An 18,885-nucleotide genomic window follows, 5' to 3' on the forward strand; every position below is an offset into this window, starting at 1 on the left:
TTCCTGAAAAGAAAGGCAAATACAAATAAAAAGAGGAGGAGCGATTTGAGCCTGTTTTCAGAAACAAAGGCTTAAATCGCTCCTCCTCTTTATTTGTATCCAGTCTTGGCCTAAAGGCTCTACTTCTTTTTTGAACAGGTATTATCTTACCACAGGCAGCCCGAGAAGGTAAATCTTTTTAGCTCTCCCAGAGATTTTGCCACTCTCCCACTGGTAATCATCTGCCTCTAACCCATTCAGCAGGACATCTAAATCTTGCAGGGTATACGTTCTGGCATTGGACACAGCCCCATCCCAAGCAAAGAAAAAAGGAATGACCGGAATAAGGTAGGTGAACAGAAGTTGCCTTATCGTTAAAGGTTTGACAAAAGGGGTAATCAGAAAAGCCATTAGAAAGTTAAAAGGCAAGGCAATCCACCACAAGAAAGTGGGGGAACTGTTATCGCTTATTTCATAGATGCAGATGGGCTGTTTCCTGTCTCTGGCATTTTGCAGGATGGCTCTGGCCGTATCAGGCCTCATATGGTGAAAACTACAGACCATTGTTCGTAAACCTACCAAGTCTGAAGGTATATTGGTGGCATCCACAGGAGTGGTGACATACCTGATGGCCCCGTTCGCTTCCTGGTTTATTCTGGTCGCTAATCCTCTGTTAGGGTATAGATCGGTGAGGGTTAGGGTTAACTGACGGTTTTGGTACTTCTCTCTCAAAATCCCGGCAACTTCTACCATGGGCCCTCCGCTGCCTGAGCATAAGTCAATGATAGCAGCATTTGGAGATTGCTTTAAAGCTCTGTTTATCAAGCCCGCCAGCTCTTCATGGGTACCTAATACTTTATGCATCACCACGATCAACCGGGTTAAACATACTCTTATCCAGTCAGGGAACCATCTGAAATCTTCAAATTCAAAGAGGTGTATTCTTTTCATGGTAGGGTTGAATACAATTGCTCAGAAAGAACAAGTAACGGCAGGTGACTTGAGGTAGTAGATGCTCAGCATGGCAGTTTACCGGAAGATGTTTCTAGTTTCCATTTTTCCTGATGTTTTACATGGGAAGTGCTTAGCACCCCAAAACTGGCTTAGTTCAGGATCTCATTCCTTTCGGTGAGTACAATGGGTTTGCCATCCGTTATCACTAGGGTGTGTTCGTGTTGGGCTACATAGCCGCCTTTGTTCCCCACCAGGGTCCAGCCATCTTTTAAGGTATTGGCCATGGTGGAGTTGGTGGAGATGAAGGTTTCAATGGCAACCACTGAGTTCTTTCGAAACCTTTTGACGTTATAAGGATCGTAGTAGTTGGCGATCTCACTGGGTTCTTCGTGCAGATTTAGTCCAATCCCGTGCCCGGTCAGGTTCTTGATCACTTTAAAACCAGACTTTTTAGCCTCAGTTTCAATCATCCTGCCCAAATCAGCGATGCGCATGCCTCCCCTGACTTGGCTGATGGCTTTGGCCAAAATCCGCTTGGAGGCGTCTACCAGGTGCCCATGGTTGTGCAAGTCCTCCCCTACCACAAAGGAACTGCCGTTATCTGCCCAAAATCCATCCAACTCCGCCGAAACATCAATGTTGAGGAGGTCTCCCTCTCTTAGGATCTTGGTATCGGATGGGATGCCGTGCGCAATTTCATTATTGAGGCTAATGCAAGTCCAACCGGGAAACCCATACGCCAGAGCCGGTGCCGATCTGGCGCCAAACTCTTTCAGTAGTTGCCCGCCAAACTCATCTATTTGCTTCGTAGACATCCCCGGCTTGGCAAACGCCCTCATTTCTTTTAACGTTATCGCCACGGCCTCACTCACCTTTTCCATTCCTAAAAGTTCGCTCTCTGTTGATATCGACATGCTGATTTTGAGTTTAAAAGATTAGATGAATGCTACAAATGAGTGTAAGAGGCTGCAGGTGCAGTCTGCACAAACTTAGGCAATGTTTTTATTTAAGTTAAAGCCAACTTCATTCTTTCCATAAAAGGCCTGCGCCTGAATTTGTGGAATTCTATTTTGATTTCAAGGGCCATTAAAGCAAAAACATTTCAGTTTATTTTCCTTCCTCGTGGTCATTGCTACATTGATTTAAATAGTGATCCTTAATCACTTCTCCTAAATCTCTGCTTTGACCGTCATACAATAGAGTCAATTTGGTTTCAAATGCTGGAAACGTAACCTTGGTCAGCCAGTCTCTGTCTATTGAGGCAAAGGCTTTGTTTAATCTATCTTTAAATTGATACCAGCCTGGGGTATCTTCATTTACGCTAAACTTTAGTCCGTCTTTGGTACATACATCCAAGCAAATCACATCATAAGTGTACAGGTCTTCTTTGTAAGCCACTATCGTATTCAACTCACCCCAGCTCAAAGCCACTTCCTCTTCCTCAATAGTTGCTATAAAGCCACCGTCTGAGTACTCAAAGGACCCTAAATCACTATACCTCTTTTGGAAATCAATTTCTGCATATTCTTTTGCAAGCTTACTTCCAGGTCTAATGAAGAGTGTCTTTTGGCTAAATAACTGGTAAAGTTCGTGTACTACACCAAACCCAAACAGCACTAACGTAGCCCAGAAGCTAAAAGGGCTTTCTTTTCTATCCATGTAAGCGAAGGCTGAAAAGACAAAAAGACCCGAGCCAATGGTTAAAGCAATTGTTTTCCAAATGCTCTCAAAGATTATTTCCCTTTTATCAAAGTCCTCCGCTTTCATATTTTTGATACACTCCAAAGTCTAGTACCTTTTATGGTTCACTTGTATAATCTTATCTCCTTATTCTTGCCTGATTTGTTCAATGAAAGAGTTTCTATAGGTGTCTGTCGTATTCCTGCATTTCTTCTCTTTTTATGCTTTCACCATCAAGTCTGGCTATGAAGACAGAGTTGGGAAAGGAATTGTCCTCCATCAGCGTTTTCTGGTACCAAACTACTCCTTTTACACCTTTCAGCACTTCTCCGTAAAAGCTATGGCTTGGTAGAGAAGTGAGTCCGTTTCAAAATCTTTTTCCTTTCCAGGATAGCCATACCTGTTTTCCCCTTTCTGAACGTTTAGGAATAGATGGCTGTGTTTGCATCAAATTCATCACAATCCCTGCCTTAGTAAATAAAACGGGGCCTTTTGGTCAATGTCTATTTGCCCAATGTACTCTAGGTTGACTAGCTCCGTATCAAAGGCAGGACCTTCTTTGAATACCAACTGTGTGCCGTCAACCTTATCAAACGTCCAAGTGTCGGATTGAGGCTCCTCTGTTTTTTCCTGTGTAAGTTCGACAACTTTGGCTACAGCTTTTAGCTTTTAATTGAGTGGCATTAGCTGATTCAGCTACTTCATTATTCAGTGAGTAGCTATTCTTGTTTCTATCAAACCCAACGTACTAGGTTTTGCTGCGCCATAGGTTTGGCTATGTGCCATTACTTCTAATTCACGATCATATTAATTACAACCCGTTCGGGTTCAGCAAATGATAACTGCTTTTCTGATTTCCACTTCGACGTTTCTGATAAGCCTTGCAGGGTATTTCCTGATTGGATAACATCTCCGTTTTCATAAATATAGTGGGAGTAGTTCCACAGTAATCCTGCAACTCTGTTTTCATCCAAGTCAGTAAACTTGATTTGGAAGTCAGGCAATCCTAGAGAATGCATTCCAATCGTATCCATTACTATTTCTCCTTGTTGCCCGTCACTAACATTAAAAAGGCGCACGTTAACTAACCCATGTAAAATATCCCTGTCTGCTAAAGCAGACTCGGATACTAAGTCTTCTGGGGAAATTAACTTTTGGGAATTTAAAGAGTGTATGACTTGAGGATTCGTAACTTTTATGATTGAAACCAAAAAATCTAAATAAAGATTAACTCTAGCCTTGTAATCTAGGGTTCTGGTCATTAGGTCACTTATGATGATTTCATAAGTACACTTGGAAGCTGTTTGAGCTGCTTCTTCCCAATGCCAATTTTGCTGCAGCGAACTTTCCTCAATATCAGATATTTTAGTCCCTTCTGCATTAAGAATAGTTAACTGGGCAGGTATGGATGCATCTGCCAGATTAATCTGTAAATCAGGGAAGAAGAAAAGTAAAGTATTTCCTACGCCGGAAGATTCGACTTTTTTGTAGATTGATTTAAGTTCTTCTAAAATTTTAACGGAGTCAATGCTAGGGTTTTCAAAGTATAACAGTCTAGTGGTTAGTACCTCTGGACTGTTTTGCATTGGTTCTAAAGGCTCTTTTGATTGAGTTGTTTTCTTTATGAAATCTAATATTCCCATTTCTTTAGTTAGTATTTGATTGCAAGGCAGTCACATTCTTTAGGAGAAATGCTAATAAATAGAACTCTCCTTTCAGAACCCAGTTACCTTTCTTTTTAGTGAATTTCAGGTTAATTTCACTCTTTTCAGCGTTATAGGTCAGTTCAATAAAATTGAAATTGTTATGCATGTCAATGTGCCTGTTCATGTACAGCATTGCATAATTGTCTTCAATTTCAAAGTTTGTTTCCATTCTTATAAATGGAGCTCAACGCACTTGGCTATGCAGCATGCGGCGGCAGAGCTGCCGTATAGCCGTTGTTGACAAGAGTAATTTCAACAAGGGAACCAGTCCTCCACCAAAACTAACTTTCCATTTTTGAAAATCAGAATCCACATAGCATCGGTAGGTTCTTTGTAGGGAGCCAATGAAATCTGTTGTACCTCACCGAACTCGCTCATAGTTACTGTACCGGGTTCTTTGGCTGAATTGGGGTAGCGCCTTTGGATTTCCTCCAATGTGGTGGAGGAATCCAGCCTCAGGTCATTATACTGCAGAAAGTTTCCATTTCTTTTAGTGAAGGTGGCATCCATGAAATACAAAGTGTCCCGGTACTGCTCAAACACATACCCGTTGTAATAAGCCACCTTAGACCTTTCGCTCCTAAACCCAGAGGTGCAACCATCCAAGTCAATAGCGACGACACTGTCTGGTTTTCCCAGTAGGCTGTTGATGTTCTGGACTGGTGCAACCAATGGCAGCTTGCCGTTTATGCGGACACTTCTCCCATCCAGGTATTTTATGTCCTCTCCTTTGAAAGAATTGGTAAGTGATGTTGAAGGGGAGGGCTCAACCGGTACTGACCGTTCCTGTTTTTCTGCCTGGTTGCAAGAAAATTGGAGGGTTAGAGAAAGGACTTGTAGAAGTAGATGCCGGATTTTCATAATCTTTATTTTTGTCAACGGTTTGGTGCAACCGAAGCGAAGCGAGGGTTAAGGCTGCACTTTGTTAGATGATTTAATTCTTTAGCTTAACTCTTACAGGTTTGCCTTCAACTATGCCTTCGGCAAATATCTCACCCTGCTCATTGTCTACTGATACCTTATTAAAACCTTGCTCAATGACAATAGCACCTGTCGTGTCAACTACGTACCACTTCTCATTTTCCTTCATTATTAATCCGTGGTACCAGTTAAAGTCTCCTATCCCCCTGTAGTTAAAAGGTGCTATTATTTCTCCTTTATAGTTGATAAACCCAAATGTTTCCCCCTTTTCTATTACGGCCACACCATTTTTGAACTCCCATATGGTGTCTAATGGAGTGGTAAAAATCAGCTCTTGCTGTTTATTAATCAGGTAGAATTTATCTTGTTGCTTTACGATAGCTGTTCCTTTGTAAAAAGGGGCTGCAAATTTGTATTTAGGCTCAACAAGCCAATTCCCCCTATTGTCTACAAACCCATAAAGCGAATCCTTTAAGACTAATGCAGAGTTATCAGAAACTTTCACATCATCGAACTGGGGCCTGAACAGCACCTTGCCCTTGGCATCAATCAACCCATACTTGTTAAATTCATGGCCTACCACGTCTCCTTCATAACCTTTACCGCCAGAGTCCACAAGAATTAGCCCGTATTCTTGCCAATCTGCTATAAAATCAAATTGTGCCTTCAAAATCACATTTCCGCTCGAATCAACAAGCCCTTGTTTTCCCTCTTCTTCGTAGATGTAGATACTCTCACTTATACCACCTATTGCCCGTCTAAACTCCGCTTCTTTATTATCTGCTACGTCACAAGAAGCAATGATAACAAGGAGCAGAATTAGGAACAGGTTTTTCATTGCTTATAATTACATGCAACGCTAGTGCATGAGGCGTGTGAGGCCGTCGGCCGAAAATTGATCGTTTATGCAATGTTAGGCAAAGAAATTTTTAGAACTTTACCTGGGGAATAGTAATACTTTTTACACCCTCCAGAATTAAGTCGCGACGCTTTCTCTTTTCTGCCTCCTTGTTGTAGAGGGACTTTTCAATGTGAATTCTGTTGTTTATTCCCTCAATCATGCGGGTGATTCTATCGTACTCTTCATCCCTTCTTAGGGATTTATCGTTTGCCAAGTCCACCGTAAGCCACTTTTCTATTCGAGATGTCTGCGAATCCTGTTCAGCTACGACTCTATTTCTTTCTGCGACTGAATTCACCTGAACCCAATCTTTGTCCATGTCAGTTAGTTGACTACTGATTTCATCGGACAACTTTTTGTAGGGCTTCTTTTTGGAAAGATGCTCTTGGAACTCACCTAGTATTTCAAGTCTGAGTTCATACCCTCTAGTTATATTTGACCACTCTTTTGTCAGTAAAGTATCAGCAACTCCAGAATCTTGGTTGCTTTGGCCATAGCTAATACAGCTCAACAAAGAAAATGATATCAAAAAGACAACACGTAAGTATAGTTTCATATTTCTTTTTTGCCTAACGTACTGGGCTATGCGGTGAGGGAGCTGCCGTATAGGTGTTGTTGGATGATGCCATTTTTATCTTCACTGAGCATTTCAGCTAGTCCTTCCTTCTCAAAGAGGATTTTGCCTATCTTAAGCTGAGACCATCCCTCTTTCAGGCGGTATGAAAACTTCGGACTACCTTCTTCCAGATTGCATTCGATATAGCACTTTCTGACTCTTTCCCTACATTCACTATTCAATTGCCCGTCAAGCTGTAGCAGGTGGGTTGACAATAGGAAAAAGGAACCTTTGCGCCTTACAAGTCCATTCACTGTGGTCTGGGTGATGTCGAGCGCATCATCTATGTTTGTTCCCCTGAAGATTTCATCAAACACGGCAAAGCAATTGCCTTGGTTCTCTGTGGCGTGTAAAACAGATTTCAGGTTTTCTATCTCTGCCTTGAAGTGGCTGTAGCCATTTCGGAGATTGTCGCTCAAGTTGATAGCGATAGCAATGGAGTCATAGAATGGAATCGCGCAAAGCGAAGCTGGCACCGTAAAGCCTACACGTGCAAGGTACACACACAGGGACACGGCCTTTAATAGGGTAGACTTGCCAGACATGTTGGGACCAGTGAGCAGGAGAACGTTCTTCTCTGTATCCATCTCCAAGGAATTCTTGACCGCGTTGCTGACAAGTGGATGGTGAAAGTCGGTGATCCTGAACGTGCCGCGGGTGAAGTGAGGAAATGTAAAGCCATGAATGAGGGTTCCTTTTGCTATGGACCAGTAGGCTTCAAAAGAAAAGAAGAAGTCCCAAAAAGAATTCACCTCTTCTATGCTGAGGCAACTTATCCGCTGTGAAAGCTCGACAATACTAGAGGCGTTGAGGCGATCTTCGTTTATCTGCTCAGCAGATGCATTTAAGTTGAGCTTATTTAGGAACGAAAGGGCACTTTGGAGTTGCCTTCGAAAGTCATCCGGAAATTTATCTTTGTTTAAGGGGAGGAAGTAACGCACCTGAATGCCGTGTAACAGCAAAACTGCCTGTACAAGTCTTGACCTTAACCTATTCCGGTCAGTTTCGGAGACTATCAATTTCAGGAAAGCTTTGAATCTACTCTGCCCCACAGAAGGCTGCCTGCCAGCATTTGCAACAAGAAAAGCATGCACCTCCATTAGGTCAAGCCTCCGATAGGTGAAGTTATCTAAAACTGACCAATTGTCGATGAAACCCTGCGTAACAAAATGTCTTGCCAATACTGCCTCTTCTGTTGCAGGCACCTCACATAGCAATGAAAGAAGCCGATCAGAAGCCGAGTCATTGTTTGTGAAGTCAAAGAAAGGAAGCACCTCCTCCATTAGCTTCAGATCGGTGACCTGCATCATAAGGTTAAATATTTATTATTATGGTTTCATCTAACGGTCTCGTGCATGAGACGTGCAAGGCCGGCGGCTGAAACTGATGTTTAGGTGTTGTTAGGCAGCGGTGTTTTTATAATTCACTCCAGTAAGTAAGTTCAATTATTTCGTCCTCTTCTTTATAATCTTCAAGTCCCTCTTCATCTTCCAAGTCCCTCTTCATCTTCCGTCAAAAAATACCCTAAGTAACTTGAATAAACAATTCTTCTTTTATCACTTAAAATTTCTTTTATAAGCTCAATTGCTGTTTAAACCATTTCAAGGGGTGTCTCAGCTCCATACATATCCATGTGCACATGCCATCCAAACTGCCCTTGTCCAGCCAAAAAGCCAACAGTTAATTCATCAATCCTTGTGTCAATGTATAAGTTTAACTTTTTGCCAATATTTGGAAATTTAATGTCAGCTGTTTTGTTTTTTTGTATTTGTATGCAATTTTCACATTCGGGGAAGCTTGTGAGAAAATAAGAAATAGTAAATTATGTAAATTCTTTTTGCTTCATTTTACATTTTGTTTTTTCAAACTGCCGCCTAACGTCTAGTATAAACGACACCGAAGGTCGTTGGCCGTGGTGACATTTATACTAGACGTTAGGCGGCAGTTTTTCCTTTATTTAAGTTGCTTAATTCATTAAAAGAAAGAAACAATGATATAATGTATAAAGTCACAAAACTTATAAATGGTATTAAAAACAAAGAGTAATTAAATAGGTTTAATGGTACAGATACTAATCTATAAACAAGTGGAGATAATAGTAAAATAAATGCAATCAGTTCTTTTTGAACTTTCAATTGCCCCTTAGTTATAGAAGTATGTGCCAGCAATACAAATCCGCTGATAGCCATAATTGAAAAAATCGGTGCTAAGGTTTCCCAGTCCGTTAGTGCAAAAATTAGATAGGCTAACATAGGAATACCAATCATCATTCCGTTTAGGAAAATTAGCAAGTATGATAAAAGTGAAATCCTTTTTAATAAAGAAGAGCTTTTCATAATTTAAGTTACCGCTAACGGTTAGTATAAACAACGAGCGAGGCCGTCGGCCGTGGCTTGATGTTTATACTAACCGTTAGGCGTAGGTTATTTTTCTCTTGCGTATTGCTCTATTTTACCTTGGTTATTCTTTATTTTGAGTTTCTTGCTGTCGGCTGAGATTAGTGTCAGCTCTATCATCTTCTTCGGTGAATAGAGGTGGTAATTAGTGACAAACTTTCTTTCTTTAAGTATCAACTTCTTAGAACTCTCTATAAACAACCATTTTCCACTCTCTACTATCGGATTTTTGGCGTCAGGGCCGTAGCAATCGTTGAACACTTTGTAAGTGCCATTGCTATTAATTGTTAAGTAATCGGGGCATTCTACACAACAATCAATTTTGCTGTTCTTATTCAGAGTGCCTTCATAGCTCCATTCCCCTACCAAACCAGATTTAATCGGCTGGTTGAATAACACCAGAAATAACAGAACTAGAGCATTGAGATTCATTCTTAATATTTTAAAGAATTTTTTATTCTTATGTGGGTTAATCCTAATTTAACTTACGCCTAAGTACCGGATAACCGTACCACCTACGCTTATCTACCCTATATACGTAGGTAAAATCCGGCTTCATCCCGAAGCCGAAGGGAAGAGGAAAAAGTAGCTAGTTTATCTTAAGGGAAAGATATGGTTATTTCCTAGGTTCTCAATGTGAGGCTTGTTCCCACAGGAAACTAGAGCACGGTAAGCTAGCTTTTTGATCTCTTCATTGAAATAACCGTTCTTCGTAGAGATATTAACCTTGCCAACCTCTGCTATGACTACCTCTGCCTACGAAGATAAAATTCTGCTTGAACTTCAGGAGTGGAAACAGCAGATGCAAAAGGATCCCTCACTTCTGAACCATCTTACCAGGGGCATGCAGCAGAAAATTAACAGCTACATACCAGAGAAGGTCCACCAAGCAATTACGGCTGCCATTAAACAGATGATCAGGGCCGTGTTGTTTGGCGCCATGCATACCACCAGCAAGGCGCTTCCGCATGCCACAATGGAGCAAAAAGAAGCGGCCGTGGAGGATCGGGTTGCCTTTTACAAGAAAACCGCCGCCGCCGAAGGAGGGATTACCGGAGCCGGTGGCATTTTGCTGGGCTTGGCAGATTTCCCCCTTTTACTCGGAATCAAGCTTAAAATGCTGTTTGACATTGCGGCACTTTACGGCCACTCGGTAGATGATTACCGGGAGCGGGTGTACCTGCTGCACATCTTCCAACTGGCTTTCAGCGGACAGCAGCAACGGCGCGAGGTGTACCGGCAAATGGTGGATTGGGAAACCCAGAAACTGCACCTGCCCCAGGACATTCACCAGTTTGACTGGCGCACCTTTCAGCAAGAGTACCGAGACTACATTGACCTTCCCAAACTGGCCCAACTGATCCCGGTGATCGGGGCCCCGGTGGGAGCAATCGTCAACTACAAACTTCTCCAAAAGTTGGGCACCACCGCCATGAACGCCTACCGCATGCGCTGGCAGGAGCAACGATTCATTGATTTAAACAACCTTACTGAGGGTTCCTCCCTTTAAAGGAGTTCTTCTAGCTACAACTTTTCAATAGTTATAGCCTCATTCCTTTAAGGCAATTCTCTTCAAAACGGCCTAAAAATTGCTGTTTCTAAAAAGGCCCGCTTTCCTTAGATAAATCCTACAAATAAGGCTTCGTAACCAATAATTTCTGTACACGTTGCTAAGAACAAGCAGAATAACCTACCTGGTCTTTCTTTGAGAATGAATAATTAGCCCTAAACCTTACCGCTATGAAAAAACTTATTCCTTGTAGTTTGGCAACCGCCGCCATTCTATTTTTTAATTCCTGCGCCACCAACCCGGTTACCGGGAAAAGAGATATCAACTTTGTGTCTGAAGAACAGGAAGTAGCCATGGGCTTACAGGCAGATCCGCAGATTGTGGCGCAGTATGGATTGGTAGAGAACCCTACCTTACAGCGCTTCATCCAGGAAAAAGGGTCTCAGATGGCGGCCATCTCGCATCGACCCAACTTGAAATACCAGTTCAGGATTGTGGACTCCCCGGTGCTGAATGCCTTTGCCGTGCCCGGCGGATTTGTGTATTTCACCCGTGGTATCATGGCGCACTTCAACAGCGAGGCCCAGTTTGCCGGCGTGTTGGGTCATGAGATTGGGCACATTACCGCCCGGCACTCGGCGCAGCAGCAAAGCAAGTCTACCCTGGCCCAGGTGCTACTTATTGGGGGCATGATTGCCTCCCCTACCCTGGCGCAATATGGAAATGAACTCTCGCAGGGCGCGGGGCTGCTCTTCCTGAAGTTCGGGCGCGACGATGAACGCCAGTCAGATGAACTGGGGGTAGAGTATTCTACCAAGATTGGCTACGATGCCAGCCACATGGCCGATTTCTTTCAGACGCTGCAACGCCAGGGCGAACAGGCCGGCCAAGGCGAGATTCCGGAGTGGCAGTCAACCCACCCCAACCCTGCCAACCGCTACACCACCGTGCACCAATTAGCCGAGCAGTGGAAAAAGCAAACCAACGCCACCAACCTGCAGGAAGGACGTAACAGCTACTTGAGAATGATTGATGGCTTGATTTACGGCGAAGACCCTAAACAAGGCTTTGTAGAGAATAGCATCTTCTACCACCCAGAGCTGAAGTTCCAGTTCCCGATACCTGCGGGTTGGAGGCACCAGAACTCTCCGCAACAAGTGCAAATGGCCCCCGCCGATGGTAAGGCGATGATGTTCCTACGGTTAGCGCAAGGTGCTTCCCTGGAGGCTGCTGCCCAAAAGATGTTGCAAGACAACCAACTGCAAGCCATAGAATCTAAACAGGTAACTGTGAATGGCTTGCCAGCCCTGGCGGTTATTTCGCAGCAGGCACCTCAACAGCAGCAACAACAAGCCCAGCAGCAACAGCAGCCACCCATTCAGGCCCTGAGTTATTTTATTCAGTACGGCGGCAATATCTACAACATCACCGGGGTGACCACGGCTACCGATTTCAATACCTACTTCCCGGCTTTCAGTGCCACGGCTACCAATTTCCGTCAGCTCACCGATCAGGAAAAGATTGGGCGTAAGCCGGAAGTAGTGCGCATCAAAACCGTACGTACCGCCGGAACCCTGTCGCAGGTGCTGCAATCGTATAATGTGCCCAGCAAACGCTTTGATGAAATGGCTATTCTGAATGGTATGCAACTAACAGATCGCATTGCCGCTAATACCTTGATCAAGGTAATTGAGAAGTAAACAGCAATAGGTTAAAATAAAAAGGCCCTACACCAAAAGTGCAGGGCCTTTTTATTTTAACTGGTTTCTGCCTCCTTTTCAGAAAACAAGGCAGAAACTATCAAGTGGCTTAGGGGTGATTTACAGAAAAGAGGCTAGAATCACCTAGACCACCTTTCTACTTCACAGAAGCCTCTTTCCACCTGAACAAAAGCAATCCAGCGGCAAACACCACCAACACACTGAGTAGCAGTTTTACTAAACCATTCTTGGCCGAGGGCATGTCTGGTGCGCTGGTGAAACTATGCCTGGGTTCCCGGGCAAAATCGGCGTGGGTGAAAGCTACTTGGTTAAATAGGAACGGATAGTAAAACTCCCGCAGGGCATCATGGTAACGGGTGGCGCTTTGCAGGAATTGCAGGTAAGAAGGCAAGTCTGAACCTGCCATGGCGTTGAAGATGCCCTGTACATTCACCGGCACCGACAGCACGTTCAGGTTTTGCACCAGATCATGCCGAGCCTGCAAACTGCTTTGATACTCGTTTGCCAGATCTTCCACGGCTATGTCACCTAATAAGTGAAAGGCGTAATACCATTTCCAGGCGAACCGGCCCTGGATCTCGGCGGTGTCGCGGTACTGCGGATAGCGCACGAAGAACGCCTCCATGGTTTCCCGCTTGGGTTTGTCCCAGCCGCCATGCACTACTTCGCGCTGCTTGATGGTCAGGGCTAATGCCTGCGGGACCGGTTGCCGGATGGACACATACACATTCAGTAGCGCCGGGATGATGATGGTGAGCAACAGCCACACGCCCAACAAAGTCACCGCGTTGAACGCCGAGTTCTTCTGCAAGGCGGCCACCAGAAACGCCGTCCCGAACCAGAAAAGGCAATACAGCACCACCACGCCCAGCCACAACGTGACCCGCGCATCGGGCACAACCGCGCCCCAGACCATGGCCACAATTGAAAGCACCAACGCCATGCCCAACACCACCATCATCCGGAAGGTGAGTTTCGCTCCCACAATTAGCGGAAGGCTGATGGGCTGCGACAGCAACAGCGGCAAGGTGCCCTGTTCTTTCTCAATGGACAGAATATTAAAGCACAGCCCAATAATCAGCAGCGGAAACAAATACACCAGCACAAATGCCAAGTCAAAGTTCCCGGAGAGAACCTTCAATGGGTTGATGTTCTCGGAGTCATACAATTGGGATTGCAAATTCAGCAGGCGCAGCTTAATGTAATACGGGTTCACGTCGCGCTGGCCCAGGGAGAGGCTGGCCCAGGAATCGGGGTGGTGGACGGCGAAGGTAGAGTGGTAGTAGCCAATGTCGCCGGCATCTGCCTCGGCGGGATACTTGGTTTTCATTTCGGCCACGTTGTGCTGGGTCAAAACCTCCAGCCCAGCTATGTTCTCCCGCTGCCGTTCTATCTCCGTTGTTCCGTAATAAATACCGTACAATCCGGCTACCAGCGCCAGAGTGGTAAGTATCACCAAGCCTTTGTCGGCCCGGAAGTTGAGCCATTCATATTTGATCAGTATCCAGAAAAGTTTCATGTGTTATGCAATTTGGATGTTGTCAATCAGCCTGAGCCCCAGGGTACACACCAGCCCCAACCACAAAAGCAAGGCCACCAGGGAAATCAAGTGACTTCCCAAGGCCCATTGAACCGGCGGCGCTTCATAGGTGAAAGGCGCTAGTTCTTTCCAGGTGTCTGAGCTGAGGCGGGTGGTTTTGTCTTTGTACTTGAGGCGGGTAGTCTGGATGTGGTTCAGGCTCTGGGCCAGGTTGTAGCGGTACTGCTCGGCCTCGTTCTGGAAATGGATGTAGTGCTGAAAATCAGAGCCTGCCATGCCCATGGACAGGTTGCGCACCGCCAGATACGGGTTCAGGAAACCGGCCCACTCCGAGATGCGGTTCTGCTTCTGGAAGATATCGGTGAGCTCCGCGAAATGCTCCCGATAAACTTTGGTACTCTGCTCCTCCCCCACAGCCATGATGATCCCGTCAAAGTTCACCGGCAATTGACTCAGCGAATCCGCCCCGTACTTCTTCAGCAATCCTTTTTTCAGGGCCTCGGCCCGTTCATCCTGCGAGTTGTGCCCGTCAATGCCTTTGGCTACTTCCTCGTGCACATCGGCGTCCATCTGGGCTCTGGTGGGCGTAGTGTAGAGCGTATTGCCCAGGTTGGCCGAGGCTTTGGGGATGATCACACAGCAAAGAATCCAGATACCCAGCAAGGTCACCAAGGCCGTGCTGGAGCGCTGGTGCAACCCCGAGACAACCACAGACAGGACCACGAAAATGAAGAAGTACACCAAGTAAAACCCGATGAACAGCAGCAGCCTGACTAGCACATCGGTGTGCCAGTCAAAACCGCCCCGCCCGAACAACAGCAGACTGGCAATGAGCAAGGCAGGTCCTACCACTAACCCCACCGTTTTACTGTAGCCGGCAATCTTGGCCCAGGCAATCTCCCGCAGAGACACGCCCTGACTCAGCAGAATTTTGAGCGTACCAGTTTCCTTTTCCTGGGTGAAAGCGCTAAAACAAAGGAAAATAATGAGCAGCGGAAGGAGCATCTGCAGCACAAAGGCCACCGTCATTTCCCCGAACCTGATGAGTGAGGACGACTGCTGCGCCTGGCTGAAGTTGGCGCTGTTCTGCCGGTGCGCTTCCATGAACACCGAAGCCCCGGTATAGGAATCCAACCCGAAATCCAGGAAACTGATGCTGGACTTGGGCCGAAACGCGTAGGAGCCGTAATGCGCCATGCGGTGCGGGTGCCTATCCGTGGAGTTTTGGAACTGGTTGTTCACGGTTTGCTGCGCCACGTCCCGTTCCTGCTGCTGGGTATGGTAACTGTACAGCCCCACCACAGTGGCGGCCAGCAACAACAGCAAAACCAACACGCTTAGCACCACAAAGCGCTTGTCGCGCAGGGTACTGATGAATTCTTTTTGGGCAATACTTCTGACCATCTCTACGCGTGCATATAGTTGAGGTAAAGATTTTCCAGCTCGTTGGCGTTCAAGTCAGTCGTGCCCAGCACATCCACCAGTTCGCCCTCCCGCATGATGCCCACACGAGTGCCCACTTCCTTCGCCCGGAAAATATCATGGGTGGCCATGAAAATGGCCGTGCCATTGTCGCTTAGTTTAAGCAACAGTTCTGAGAATTCATTGCTGGCTTTGGGGTCCAGCCCCGAGGTAGGTTCATCCAGTAGCAACACTTTGGCGTGCTTGGCCACGGCAATGGCAATGCCCACCTTCTGCCGCATACCTTTGGAGTAAGCCCCCACTTTGCGCTTCGCCGCCTCGCTCGGTAAACCTGCCTGCACCAGATAGGTCATTAGCTCCTCCTGGGAATAGTCGAAGCCCGCCAGGCTGCTGAACAAGGCCAAGTTCTCCAACCCGGTTAGGTTAGGGTACAGCATCACGTTCTCGGGAATGTAGGCCATGTATTCTTTCACCTTAATGGGGTTCGCGGCTACTTCCAGCCCGTTGATGTACGCCGCTCCCGAGGTAGGCCTGATGAACCCCAAAAACAGGTTAATGGTGGTAGACTTCCCCGCCCCGTTCTGCCCCAATAAGCAGAAAATCTCCCCGGGTTCTATCTGCAGGTCAAGTCCTTTTAAGGCCAGTTTGTCCTGGTACTGTTTCTTCAGTTGTTTTGCTTCTAAGGCAAATTCCATATCGGTGGTTGTTAATTGTCAGTTGATGATTGTTTTTTTTTAGGCCTGTTTTGCTTAAAATAGGTTATAAATGACAGGGTGAAGCTCAGGCGCAGCTAATCAAAGAGCGAAATCACAGTTCGTCTTCGTCCCCCTTGGAAGGGGGTAGGGGGATGATGTCTCGTGCTGATATTCACATTCCCGAGAATCGTTTTTCTTAGTGGTATTTCAACTGGAGTTGCTTTCTCATCCTGCCTTGTCATCCCCCTACCCCCTTCCAAGGGGGACGAAATGCGTAATCTAACCTTTCATATTGTCCGGGTCCTCTTCGTTAATTTCTCCTTCTGTTCTCTGCCTGATTTCTAAAATTTGCCGCTAAACACACCTTTTCTCCCCTAAATGGTATAGCCCACCGTGGCAATGAAATTGCGAGGGGCACCGGGACTGGCGCGGAAGTAATCGTAGCCACCCACGAAATAGCGTTTGTTCAGGACATTGTTCAGGTTCAGGCTTAATTTGAATTTGTTCACCTGGTAGAACAAGGCGGCGTTAGCGACGGTATACTCAGGCCAGTAGTCCCAGATCAACTCGCCGGTGTTCACGGCGTTCACCTGTACTTCCATGCGGCGGCGACTCACGTAATTGCCTCCTACAGCTAGACCAAAGCCGTTAAGCACGGGAGAAGTAAAGGTGTATTTCGCCCACAGGCCTGCCGAGTGCTTAGGGGCGTTGGCGGCGACCATCCCGTTTTCGGCGGGCACATCAGCATCCAGGATCTCAGTGTGGTTGAAGGCATAGTTGGCGTTCAGGTTGAAGTTGGGAAGCAGGTTACCGCTCACATCCAGTTCCATTCCGCGGGCGCGGGCTTTCCCGTTCTGCCGGTAGATGGGGTTGCCTGCCTCGGTTACCTGGCCCGTGTTGATGAGAGTATTCCGCTTTTCAATCTGATAGAAAGAGACTGTGGCGAACAAGGCTTTCTGGAAGAACTCGCCTTTGAACCCTGTTTCTACCTGATAGCTCTGCTCATTCTCAAAAGGGCTGGTCCGGCCGTAGCGCTCGGGAAATTTGATGTACTGCGGATTGATGGGCCGGAAACCCTGGCTGTAACTGGCAAAGTAGTTCACGTTCTCCAGCACCGAATACGTGAGACCCGCGCGGGGCAACAACATGTTCTGCTGCACGGTTTCCTCACCGTTGCCGTAGTCCCGCTCATCGCGGAACAGCTCATAGCGCAGCCCCAGCAACAGACCCAGACGGTCGGTTACCTCCACCTGGTCCTGCACATACAGTCCGGTGGTATGGAACACCGAATTGAGGTAGTCAATAAAGAACTGCGGCGTGGGCCGCCGGATGTAATCACTGGTGTTCTTGATCTCGTAAACCGGGTTCTTCAGATCGAAGGTCAGGGGCTCGGCCTTCCCGTTCACCAGTTGCTGGCGGGCCTCAAACATGGTGCTGTTCTTGTCGGTGGAGAACTTCACGTAATCGGCGCCCAAGACTACTTTGTGGCTGAGAGGGCCGGTGTTCCCAGCATAAGAGAAATAGGCAGACAGGTTATCAGTGTACTCTTTGGCTCTGCGCTCAAAGTACCGCAGGTTCATCACGGTGTTCAGGGGCGCATCGGCGAAGGTGTTCAAGGTGCGGTGCTCCTTGATGTCCTCGGCGTAGGCGAACTTCATGTACGCCACGTTGAACGAGAGCCGGTCATTGATCTTTTGGTTCAGAGAAGCATTGAGCGAAAGATCCGTTACCCGGAAATGGTCGTTGGGCTGGCTCAGGGTGAAGGAAAACGGAAGCGCATACAAGTCCCCGGCCTGAATGGGCAGCCCGCGGTCCAGATAGCCGTTGAAGTTGCTGTACACCAATTCGGCGTTGAAGGTGGTGTTCTCCGTGGGCCGGAACGTGATGGTGGGCGCTACAATGAAGGAGGCCCGGTCATTCACATCCCGGAAGGTTTTGGTGTTCTCGTAGCCCACGTTCAGGCGGTACAACAAGGTTTTGTCATCGTTCAAGGCACCAGTAAAATCCAGCGTAGAGCGCATGGTCTGGAAACTGCCCACCGAAAAACTCACGGCCTTCCGGTCTTCCTCCAGCGGCTTCTTGGTCACCATGTTGATGGTTCCGCCGGGATTAATGTCCCCGAACAGCGCGGCACCCGGACCTTTTAAGACCTCTACCCGCTCCAGATTCACCGTTAGCGGCACCCGGAAAAACCCGTTCCCGTAGCTGTAACCCGAGCGCAGGCCGTTCACTAACCGAAAACCGCTTTCGTAGCCATTTCTAAACCCGCGCACCGTGAGGTCATCATAGCTGGAGTATTGGTTTACGCCGGCCACGTTCTTCACCACATCATTTAGGGTAAAGGCCTGCTGGTCTTCTATGAGCTCTTTGGTGACCGTGGAAATGGTCTGCGGCACGTCTATCACCAACGTGGCAGTTTTGGTACCGATGAAACTGTACTCGCTTTTGTAAGTCGTTTCCTTGCGGCCCAACACCTCTACCTCCTGCAGGGCCTGAGAATTTTGCTTTAAATTGAAGGACACAGTCACCTCGGGGTTACCGGCATTCAGGACAATGGTTCTTGCTTCTGAGGTGTAGCCTACTCCCAAGGCCAGTAAGGTATAGGTTCCGAAGGGAACGTGATGAAGGTGGAAAGTGCCGTCTGCCGCGGTCACCGTCGCGAAGGCATTGTTCTCTTTAAGGGTAACCGTTAACCCTTCCAATGCTTCGCCTTTGGCGTTTCTGACTGTTCCGGTAACATGCCCCTCCGTTTGGGAATACGCTACCATCTGATGCAACATCAGAAGAAATAGAATTAGATGTCTTTTCATAAAAATGTGAGAGAAGCCCGGGCAAAAGCCAATG

At 46.7% G+C, this 18,885-nt stretch carries 16 protein-coding genes; 2 read left to right on the plus strand and 14 right to left on the minus strand.

Annotated elements, in window-relative coordinates; genetic code table 11:
* Window positions 1-141: 141 nt before the first annotated feature.
* From ACW9SV_RS20075 to ACW9SV_RS20120, 10 genes are all read right to left on the minus strand, one after another.
* Window positions 142-930 carry a hypothetical protein gene (locus tag ACW9SV_RS20075; RefSeq protein ID WP_479558558.1) on the minus strand — a complete coding sequence of 263 codons (789 nt, stop codon included), beginning with the start codon at window positions 928-930 and terminating at the stop codon, window positions 142-144.
* A gap of 152 nt (window positions 931-1,082) precedes the next feature.
* Window positions 1,083-1,847, minus strand: coding sequence for a type I methionyl aminopeptidase (map, locus tag ACW9SV_RS20080; protein ID WP_479558559.1), 765 nt, complete (start codon window positions 1,845-1,847; stop codon window positions 1,083-1,085).
* A 193-nt stretch (window positions 1,848-2,040) separates the two neighbouring features.
* The gene (locus tag ACW9SV_RS20085) at window positions 2,041-2,700 is read right to left on the minus strand and encodes a hypothetical protein (RefSeq protein WP_479558560.1); all 660 of its coding nucleotides are present in this window, start codon (window positions 2,698-2,700) and stop codon (window positions 2,041-2,043) included.
* A 704-nt stretch (window positions 2,701-3,404) separates the two neighbouring features.
* Window positions 3,405-4,256: a DUF4261 domain-containing protein gene (locus ACW9SV_RS20090; protein WP_479558561.1), complete on the minus strand. Its 852-nt coding sequence runs from the start codon at window positions 4,254-4,256 to the stop codon at window positions 3,405-3,407.
* Between the two features lie 315 nt (window positions 4,257-4,571).
* On the minus strand, window positions 4,572-4,991 hold the full coding sequence (locus ACW9SV_RS20095; RefSeq protein ID WP_479558562.1) for a hypothetical protein: 420 nt from the start codon (window positions 4,989-4,991) through the stop codon (window positions 4,572-4,574).
* 262 nt (window positions 4,992-5,253) lie between these two features.
* Window positions 5,254-6,078, minus strand: a complete 825-nt coding sequence (locus ACW9SV_RS20100) for a WG repeat-containing protein (RefSeq protein WP_479558563.1) — start codon at window positions 6,076-6,078, stop codon at window positions 5,254-5,256.
* A gap of 91 nt (window positions 6,079-6,169) precedes the next feature.
* Window positions 6,170-6,697: a hypothetical protein gene (locus ACW9SV_RS20105; protein ID WP_479558564.1), complete on the minus strand. Its 528-nt coding sequence runs from the start codon at window positions 6,695-6,697 to the stop codon at window positions 6,170-6,172.
* 26 nt (window positions 6,698-6,723) lie between these two features.
* Entirely contained in the window at window positions 6,724-8,067 is a 1,344-nt protein-coding gene (locus tag ACW9SV_RS20110; protein WP_479558565.1) for a MutS-related protein, read from the minus strand.
* Between the two features lie 624 nt (window positions 8,068-8,691).
* Window positions 8,692-9,093, minus strand: a complete 402-nt coding sequence (locus tag ACW9SV_RS20115; protein WP_479558566.1) for a hypothetical protein — start codon at window positions 9,091-9,093, stop codon at window positions 8,692-8,694.
* Window positions 9,094-9,180: 87 nt separating this feature from the next.
* Window positions 9,181-9,585, minus strand: coding sequence for a hypothetical protein (locus ACW9SV_RS20120; RefSeq protein WP_479558567.1), 405 nt, complete (start codon window positions 9,583-9,585; stop codon window positions 9,181-9,183).
* Window positions 9,586-9,895: 310 nt separating this feature from the next.
* Between ACW9SV_RS20120 and ACW9SV_RS20125 the strand changes: the two genes are divergently transcribed.
* On the plus strand, window positions 9,896-10,663 hold the full coding sequence (locus ACW9SV_RS20125) for an EcsC family protein (RefSeq protein ID WP_479558568.1): 768 nt from the start codon (window positions 9,896-9,898) through the stop codon (window positions 10,661-10,663).
* Window positions 10,664-10,893: 230 nt separating this feature from the next.
* Window positions 10,894-12,363 carry a M48 family metalloprotease gene (locus ACW9SV_RS20130; RefSeq protein WP_479558569.1) on the plus strand — a complete coding sequence of 490 codons (1,470 nt, stop codon included), beginning with the start codon at window positions 10,894-10,896 and terminating at the stop codon, window positions 12,361-12,363.
* Between the two features lie 157 nt (window positions 12,364-12,520).
* Here the strand turns inward: ACW9SV_RS20130 and ACW9SV_RS20135 are convergent, their stop codons facing one another.
* The 4 genes from ACW9SV_RS20135 to ACW9SV_RS20150 all read right to left on the minus strand — a co-directional run bounded on the left by ACW9SV_RS20135 (window position 12,521) and on the right by ACW9SV_RS20150 (window position 18,851).
* Window positions 12,521-13,903, minus strand: a complete 1,383-nt coding sequence (locus ACW9SV_RS20135; protein ID WP_479558570.1) for a DUF3526 domain-containing protein — start codon at window positions 13,901-13,903, stop codon at window positions 12,521-12,523.
* 3 nt (window positions 13,904-13,906) lie between these two features.
* Window positions 13,907-15,328, minus strand: coding sequence for an ABC transporter permease (locus ACW9SV_RS20140; RefSeq protein ID WP_479558571.1), 1,422 nt, complete (start codon window positions 15,326-15,328; stop codon window positions 13,907-13,909).
* 2 nt (window positions 15,329-15,330) lie between these two features.
* On the minus strand, window positions 15,331-16,041 hold the full coding sequence (locus ACW9SV_RS20145) for an ABC transporter ATP-binding protein (RefSeq protein ID WP_479558572.1): 711 nt from the start codon (window positions 16,039-16,041) through the stop codon (window positions 15,331-15,333).
* Window positions 16,042-16,415: 374 nt separating this feature from the next.
* Window positions 16,416-18,851 carry a TonB-dependent siderophore receptor gene (locus ACW9SV_RS20150; protein ID WP_479558573.1) on the minus strand — a complete coding sequence of 812 codons (2,436 nt, stop codon included), beginning with the start codon at window positions 18,849-18,851 and terminating at the stop codon, window positions 16,416-16,418.
* Window positions 18,852-18,885 lie beyond the last annotated feature (34 nt).

Source organism: Rufibacter sp. JT20002 (assembly GCF_056491185.1).

What these genes read in the sequence shown, in the direction of transcription:
- ACW9SV_RS20075 (WP_479558558.1), bottom strand. Translation starts at nt 930, where the DNA reads ATGAAAAGAATACACCTCTTTGAATTTGAAGATTTCAGATGGTTCCCT.
- map (WP_479558559.1), bottom strand. Translation starts at nt 1,847, where the DNA reads ATGTCGATATCAACAGAGAGCGAACTTTTAGGAATGGAAAAGGTGAGT.
- ACW9SV_RS20085 (WP_479558560.1), bottom strand. Translation starts at nt 2,700, where the DNA reads ATGAAAGCGGAGGACTTTGATAAAAGGGAAATAATCTTTGAGAGCATT.
- ACW9SV_RS20090 (WP_479558561.1), bottom strand. Translation starts at nt 4,256, where the DNA reads ATGGGAATATTAGATTTCATAAAGAAAACAACTCAATCAAAAGAGCCT.
- ACW9SV_RS20100 (WP_479558563.1), bottom strand. Translation starts at nt 6,078, where the DNA reads ATGAAAAACCTGTTCCTAATTCTGCTCCTTGTTATCATTGCTTCTTGT.
- ACW9SV_RS20105 (WP_479558564.1), bottom strand. Translation starts at nt 6,697, where the DNA reads ATGAAACTATACTTACGTGTTGTCTTTTTGATATCATTTTCTTTGTTG.
- ACW9SV_RS20110 (WP_479558565.1), bottom strand. Translation starts at nt 8,067, where the DNA reads ATGATGCAGGTCACCGATCTGAAGCTAATGGAGGAGGTGCTTCCTTTC.
- ACW9SV_RS20115 (WP_479558566.1), bottom strand. Translation starts at nt 9,093, where the DNA reads ATGAAAAGCTCTTCTTTATTAAAAAGGATTTCACTTTTATCATACTTG.
- ACW9SV_RS20120 (WP_479558567.1), bottom strand. Translation starts at nt 9,585, where the DNA reads ATGAATCTCAATGCTCTAGTTCTGTTATTTCTGGTGTTATTCAACCAG.
- ACW9SV_RS20125 (WP_479558568.1), top strand. Translation starts at nt 9,896, where the DNA reads ATGACTACCTCTGCCTACGAAGATAAAATTCTGCTTGAACTTCAGGAG.
- ACW9SV_RS20130 (WP_479558569.1), top strand. Translation starts at nt 10,894, where the DNA reads ATGAAAAAACTTATTCCTTGTAGTTTGGCAACCGCCGCCATTCTATTT.
- ACW9SV_RS20135 (WP_479558570.1), bottom strand. Translation starts at nt 13,903, where the DNA reads ATGAAACTTTTCTGGATACTGATCAAATATGAATGGCTCAACTTCCGG.
- ACW9SV_RS20140 (WP_479558571.1), bottom strand. Translation starts at nt 15,328, where the DNA reads ATGGTCAGAAGTATTGCCCAAAAAGAATTCATCAGTACCCTGCGCGAC.
- ACW9SV_RS20145 (WP_479558572.1), bottom strand. Translation starts at nt 16,041, where the DNA reads ATGGAATTTGCCTTAGAAGCAAAACAACTGAAGAAACAGTACCAGGAC.
- ACW9SV_RS20150 (WP_479558573.1), bottom strand. Translation starts at nt 18,851, where the DNA reads ATGAAAAGACATCTAATTCTATTTCTTCTGATGTTGCATCAGATGGTA.